We start from the raw sequence: 5,896 nt of genomic DNA, 5'->3' as shown, positions 1-5,896 counted from the left end.
AGCCGCTGGCGCGCGGTGTCGAGGAGCGTCTCGGGCCGCGGCAGCCCGCGCGCGAGATCGCCGAGCCGCTGACGCCGCATGGCGACCGCCTGCCCCACCGAGCGCACGAGGTGCCCCTCCTGCGCGCGGAGCCAGTTGAGGAGGTCCAGCCGCACCGGCACCGCCATCTCGGCCGCCGCCGTGGGCGTCGGCGCGCGCCGGTCGGCAGCATGGTCGATCAGCGTCGTGTCCGTCTCGTGGCCCACGGCGGAGATCACGGGGATCGCGCTCTCGGCCACGGCGCGCACGATCATCTCGTCGTTGAAGCCCCAGAGATCCTCGAGGCTGCCGCCGCCGCGCGCGACGATGATGACGTCGGGCCGCGGGATCGCTCCGCCCGGCGCCAGCGCGTTGAACCCCCGCACGCCGCGCACCACGTCGCGCACGCAGGCCTCGCCCTGCACGGCGGCGGGCCAGATCAGGACGCGCCTCGGGAAACGGTCGCGCAGCCGGTGGAGAATGTCGCGGATCACCGCGCCCGAGGGCGAGGTCACGACGCCGATCACCTCGGGCAGGAACGGCAGCGGCCGCTTGCGCGCCTCGTCGAACAGCCCCTCGGCCGCCAGCGCCTGCCGCCGCTTCTCCAGCATCGCCATGAGGGCACCGGCGCCGGCCGGCTGCAGGTCCTCGATGACGAGCTGGTATTTCGACTGGCCGGGAAAGGTCGTCAGCCGCCCCGTCGCGACCACCTCCATCCCCTCCTCCGGCGGATGCCGCAGCCGCGCGGCCGTCCCCTTCCAGATGACCGAGGCGAGCACGCTCCGGTCGTCCTTGAGGTCGAGGTAGACATGCCCCGAGCGCGGCAGCGACAGCCGCCCGATCTCGCCCCGCACGCGGACATGGGAGAAGCCGCTCTCGATCGTTCGCTTCACGGCGCCCGAGATCTCGGACACGGTGAACTCGGGCGCGTTGCCGCGTCCGCCCTCCTCCGGCATGTCGTCGAGAAGATCGTCCATGGCGCCCACCCTAGCGGGCGCGCGGCACCTCCGGAAGGGCCTGCGGCAACCTCCGGCTTGCCCGTCCGGCCCCTCTCGGCTAGGCCCGTTCGCATGTGCGTAAGGGGCGCCCCATGAACATCCTCATCCTCGGCGGCGGCGGCCGCGAACATGCGCTGGCCTGGGCCGTGCTGCAGAACCCCAAGTGCGACCGCCTGATCGTCGCGCCCGGAAACGCCGGGATCGCCGAAATCGCGGAATGTTCGGATATCGATATCCTGAACCCCGCTGCACTTCTCGCCTTCTGCGAGGAGATCAGTATCGATTTCATTATAGTAGGCCCCGAAGCTCCACTCGCAGCAGGCGTTGTGGATAACTTGAGGAATGCCGGTTTCCTGATATTCGGCCCCACCGCCGAAGCAGCCCGGCTCGAAACCTCCAAGGCCTTCACCAAGGAGATCTGCGACGCCTCGAACGCCCCCACGGCTGCCTGGGCCCGCTTCACCGAGGCCGCTCCCGCCCACGCCCATGTCGCGGCCCATGGCGCCCCCATCGTGGTCAAGGCCGACGGCCTCGCCGCCGGCAAGGGCGTCGTCGTCGCCATGACCGAGGACGAGGCCCACGAAGCCATCGACGACATGCTCGGCGGCGCCTTCGGCGCGGCCGGCGCCGCTGTCGTGATCGAGGAGTTCATGACCGGCGAGGAGGCGAGCCTCTTCGTCCTCTGCGACGGCGAAAGCGTGCTGCCCGTCGGCACCGCGCAGGACCACAAGCGCATCGGCGAGGGAGACACCGGCCCCAATACCGGCGGCATGGGCGCCTATTCCCCCGCCCCGGTCATGACCGACGCCGTCCTCGAGGCCGCGATGGAGCGCATCGTGAAGCCCACCGTCGCCGAGATGGCCCGCCGCGGCACGCCCTACACGGGCGTCCTCTACGCCGGCCTGATGATCGAGAGCGGCCAGCCCCGCCTCGTCGAGTACAACGTCCGCTTCGGCGACCCGGAAACCCAGGTCCTGATGATGCGCTTGGGCGCGCAGGCGCTCGACCTCATGCTCGCCTGCGCCGAGGGTCGGTTGTCGGAGATGCATGTGAACTGGGCGCCCGACCACGCCGTGACCGTCGTCCTCGCCGCCGAGGGCTATCCCGGCGCCTACGTGAAGGGCACCGGGATCCGCGGCCTCGACGCGCTCCCCGAGGATGCCTTCCACGTGATGTTCCACGCCGGCACCGCGCGGGTCGAGGGCCGCCTCGTCGCCAGCGGCGGCCGCGTCCTCAACGCCACCGCCCGGGGCGCGACCCTGCGGGAGGCGCGCGACCGCGCCTACGCGATGGCCGAGGCGGTCGACTGGCCCGAAGGCGTCTTCCGCCGCGACATCGGCTGGCGCGCGCTCTGAGTCACAGCCAGGTCCGGTAGTCCGACACGAGGAGATGCGTCGGCGCCACGTCCTCCTCGATCTCGGCGAAGCGTCCGATGGGCTCGCGGAACCAGTTGTCGGTCTCGTCGTCGTTCACGGTCGAGACCTCGCCGATCAGCACGTCGCCCCCCTCGCCCCAGAAGGCATGCCAGTCCCCCGGCATCAGCGTCACGCTCTCGCCCGGCGCCAGCATCAGCACCTCGCCCGGCGAAAAGTCCCGCGCGATCCCGTCGCAGAAGACGGTCCCGCCCGCCGCGCCGTCGAAGCTCCCGTCGGGCGCCGAGCCGAAGAGCTCGATCGCCAGCGTCGCGCCGCCGCGGTTGATGATGTCCTCGGCCTTGAGGTGATGGCGGTGCATCGGGCTCAGCTGGTCCCGCTTCGAGATCAGCAGCTTCTCGGCATAACACATGCCGCCCCCGCGCTTCAGGTCGGCGAGCCGCCCGTTCCGCAGCGTGAAGAGGAACAGGCCCAGTTCCCCGTACCTGCCCTGCCCGTAATCCGTGATGTCCCAACCGAGCCGCCCCGAGACGATCCCGTCGATCTGGCCCCGCCGCGCCCGCATCTCCTCGGGGCTCCAGTTCGCGAAGGGCGGCAGGACGAACCCGAAGGACCGGATGAAGGCCCCCGCCTCCGCCATGATCGCGTTGATCTCCGACCGTTTCACGCGCCGCCTCCCTGCCATCCCTGCGCCGCCAGATCACGCGATACGCCGGCCGCGCGCAAGCCCCGCCCATTTCATCTTTCCCCAAATACGCAAGATGCCCGGAACGGGCCGCGGCGGAGGGGGCTCGATGCCCCCTCCGCCGCGCCTCCCCGGCGCCGGCAACAGCCGGCGCAACCCTTGCACGCCGCCGGCAACAGCCGGCGCAACCCTTTCGCGCCTCCGGCAACGGCCGACGCGCGCCCTATTCGGCCGCCACGTCCCCGTAGTCGCCCTGCGCCGCCTCCTCGGCCTCGATCGACTCGAACAGCGCCTTGAAGTTGCCCTCGCCGAAGCCGTCGTCGCCCTTGCGCTCGATGAACTCGAAGAAGATCGGCCCGATCACGGTCTTGGAGAAGATCTGCAACAGGATCCTCGTCTCCCCCCCGTCGACGACCCCCTCGCCGTCGATCAGGATGCCGTGCCGCTTCATGCGCTCCACGGGCTCGGAATGGCCCGTCACCCGCTCGAAGCTCTGCGCGTAGTAGGTCTCCGGCGGGCCCGGCATGAAGCGGATGCCGCGCTCGGCGATGGCGTCGACGGCGTCATAGATGTTCCGCGCCCCGACCGCGATGTGCTGGATACCCTCGCCGTTGTATTTCTTGAGATAATTCACGATCTGCCCGGTCTCGCCCCGGTCCTCGTTGATCGGGATGCGGATGCGCCCGCAGGGCGAGGTCAGGGCGCGGCTGAAGAGCCCCGTATACTTGCCCTCGATGTCGAAGAACCGGATCTCGCGGAAGTTGAACAGGTCCCCGTAGAAGCGGAACCAGGTGTCCATGTTCCCCCTGAAGACGTTGTGCGTCAGGTGGTCGAGGTAGTAGAAGCCGACGCCCGCCGGGTGGGCGTCCGCGACCCAGTCGAACTCCGCGTTGTAGGGCGAGGCGTCCCAGTAACCGTCCGTGAAGTAGATCAGCGACCCGCCGATGCCCTTGATCGCGGGCCAGTCGACCGTCTTGTCCGCGCCCTCGTAGGGCTCGGCCCCCTTCGCGACGGCCTGCGCGAAGGCGTGCTCGGCGTCGCGCACCCGCCAGGCCATCGAGGGCGCGCAGGGTCCGTGCTCCTCCACGAAACGGGCGGCGAAGCTGCCGGGCTCGGCGTTCAGCACGTAGGTGATGTCGCCCTGCTGCCAGAGCTCCACCGCCTTCTTCTTGTGCGTCGCGGTGTGGGTGTAGCCCATGCGCGCGAAGAGGTCGCGCAGCACCTGCGGCTCGGGATGGGCAAACTCGACGAATTCGAACCCGTCCGTGCCGGCGGGGTTCTCGGGGCTGATCTCGGCGCGCGGGGCGTCGTGCGGGAAGGGGCCCATGTCGCGTCTCCTGAATGGTCCTGTCATGTCGCGTGCGCCCGATGATACCGCACGAGCCATGCGGGCTGCGCGCGTTTCGCTGGCTTTCTCGGTCCGGTCATGCGAATATCGCGCATCATGGAGGCAACGAGCGCGCAATCCACGCATCACCTCGACGAGACCGACCGCCGGCTCCTCGCCCTCATCCAGGGCGACGCGACGCTGACGGCGCAGGCGCTCGGCGAGCGGTTGAACCTCTCGGCGAGCCAGGCGGCGCGGCGGCGGCAGCGGCTCGAGGCCGAGGGCATCGTGCGCGCCACCCGCGCGGTCCTCGACCCCCAGCGCCTCGGGCTCGGCGTCGAGGCCTTCATCCAGATCGTCATGGCGACCCATACCGAGGGCAATGCCCGAGACTTCGCCGCCCTCACCCGCCGCCAGCCCGAGATCGTGGGCGCCTGGACGCTGACGGGCGAGGCGGACTACCTCCTCCGGGTGTGGTGCGTCGATCTCGCCGCGCTGAACCGGCTGGTGCAGGGCGTGCTCCTGCCCCACCCCGCCGTCAGCCGCGTCCAGAGCCAGATCGTCATGGACCGGATCAAGCCCGACGCGCCGCTCCCGCTCTGAGGCTCAGCCGCCCGCGACGCCCGCCTCGGCGAAGGTCGCCATGCCCGAATGGCAGGCCAGCGCGCCCCGCAGAACCTGGATGGCCAGCGCCGCCCCCGATCCCTCGCCGAGCCGCATGCCGAGCGAGAGGAGCGGCGCCTTGCCGAGCCGGTCCAGCAGGGCAGCGTGCGCGTGTTCGGCCGAGACATGGCCCGCGACCGCGTGGTCGAGCGCGCCCGGCACCGCCTCGTGCAGGCAGGCGGCGGCGGCGGTGCAGATGAAGCCGTCGAGGATGACGGGGATGCGCAGGCAGCGCGCGTGGGCCATCGCGCCCGCCATCGCCACGAGCTCCCGCCCGCCCAGGCAGCGCAGCACCTCCAGCGGATCGCCGAGCGCGGCGCGGTTGGCGGCCACGCCCTCGGCCACCGCGCGGGTCTTGGCGGCGAGGCCCGCCGCGTCCACGCCCGTGCCGCGCCCGGTCCAGTCCGCCGCCTCGCCGCCGTAGAGGGCATGGGCGATGGCCGCCGCGGCGGTCGTGTTGCCGATGCCCATCTCGCCGGTCACGAGGAGGTCGGCCGCCGGATCGACCGCCTCCCAGCCCGCCGCCAGCGCCTCGGCGAAGTCGCCCGCGTCCATCGCGGGGCCTTGCGTGAAATCCGCCGTCGGCCGGTCGAGCGCGATGGCCCGCACCGCGAGCCGTGCGCCCGCGAGCGCGGCGAGCTGGTTGATGGCCGCTCCCCCCGCGGCGAAATTCGCGACCATCTGCGCCGTGACTTCCGCCGGAAAGGCACTGACCCCGCGCGCGGCGACGCCGTGGTTCCCGGCGAAGACCGCGACCTGCGGCGCCTGCACGCGCGCCGTCGGATCGCCGCGCCAGCCGAGCAGCATCGCGTCCACGGGCGAGGTGCCCGCG

Annotated in this window: 6 protein-coding genes; 2 read left to right on the top strand and 4 right to left on the bottom strand. The window is 71.4% G+C overall.

The window, feature by feature from the left end; all coding sequences use genetic code 11:
• A partial coding sequence (xseA, locus tag ACTS11_RS14595) for an exodeoxyribonuclease VII large subunit (protein WP_442641031.1) occupies positions 1–995 on the bottom strand: 995 nt, incomplete at its 3' end.
• 113 nt (positions 996–1,108) lie between these two features.
• On the opposite strand from xseA, the gene purD reads away from it, so the two are divergent.
• Positions 1,109–2,371, top strand: coding sequence for a phosphoribosylamine--glycine ligase (gene purD, locus ACTS11_RS14590; protein WP_442641030.1), 1,263 nt, complete (start codon positions 1,109–1,111; stop codon positions 2,369–2,371).
• A gap of 1 nt (position 2,372) precedes the next feature.
• On the opposite strand, the gene ACTS11_RS14585 is transcribed toward purD, so the two are convergent.
• Together ACTS11_RS14585 and hppD are read right to left on the bottom strand one after the other, a co-directional pair.
• Complete coding sequence (locus ACTS11_RS14585) at positions 2,373–3,056, bottom strand: D-lyxose/D-mannose family sugar isomerase (RefSeq protein ID WP_442641029.1); 684 nt, start codon at positions 3,054–3,056, stop codon at positions 2,373–2,375.
• Between the two features lie 241 nt (positions 3,057–3,297).
• Complete coding sequence (gene hppD / locus ACTS11_RS14580) at positions 3,298–4,401, bottom strand: 4-hydroxyphenylpyruvate dioxygenase (RefSeq protein WP_442641028.1); 1,104 nt, start codon at positions 4,399–4,401, stop codon at positions 3,298–3,300.
• 117 nt (positions 4,402–4,518) lie between these two features.
• Here hppD and ACTS11_RS14575 point away from each other — a divergent pair, with 117 nt between their 5' ends.
• Positions 4,519–5,004 carry an Lrp/AsnC family transcriptional regulator gene (locus ACTS11_RS14575; RefSeq protein ID WP_442641027.1) on the top strand — a complete coding sequence of 162 codons (486 nt, stop codon included), beginning with the start codon at positions 4,519–4,521 and terminating at the stop codon, positions 5,002–5,004.
• A 3-nt stretch (positions 5,005–5,007) separates the two neighbouring features.
• Here ACTS11_RS14575 and cobT read toward each other — a convergent pair.
• Positions 5,008–5,896: nicotinate-nucleotide--dimethylbenzimidazole phosphoribosyltransferase (cobT, locus tag ACTS11_RS14570; protein WP_442641026.1), on the bottom strand; the 889-nt coding region annotated here is incomplete at its 5' end.

Source organism: Roseicyclus sp., from assembly GCF_052168335.1.
Taxonomy (GTDB): Bacteria; Pseudomonadota; Alphaproteobacteria; order Rhodobacterales; family Rhodobacteraceae; genus Roseibacterium.
This window is presented reverse-complemented; position numbering and strand designations above follow the sequence as displayed.

Bases quoted from the DNA above. Each gene is read 5' to 3' on its own strand.
- purD (WP_442641030.1), top strand. From the start codon at position 1,109: ATGAACATCCTCATCCTCGGCGGCGGCGGCCGCGAACATGCGCTGGCC.
- hppD (WP_442641028.1), bottom strand. From the start codon at position 4,401: ATGGGCCCCTTCCCGCACGACGCCCCGCGCGCCGAGATCAGCCCCGAG.
- ACTS11_RS14575 (WP_442641027.1), top strand. From the start codon at position 4,519: ATGGAGGCAACGAGCGCGCAATCCACGCATCACCTCGACGAGACCGAC.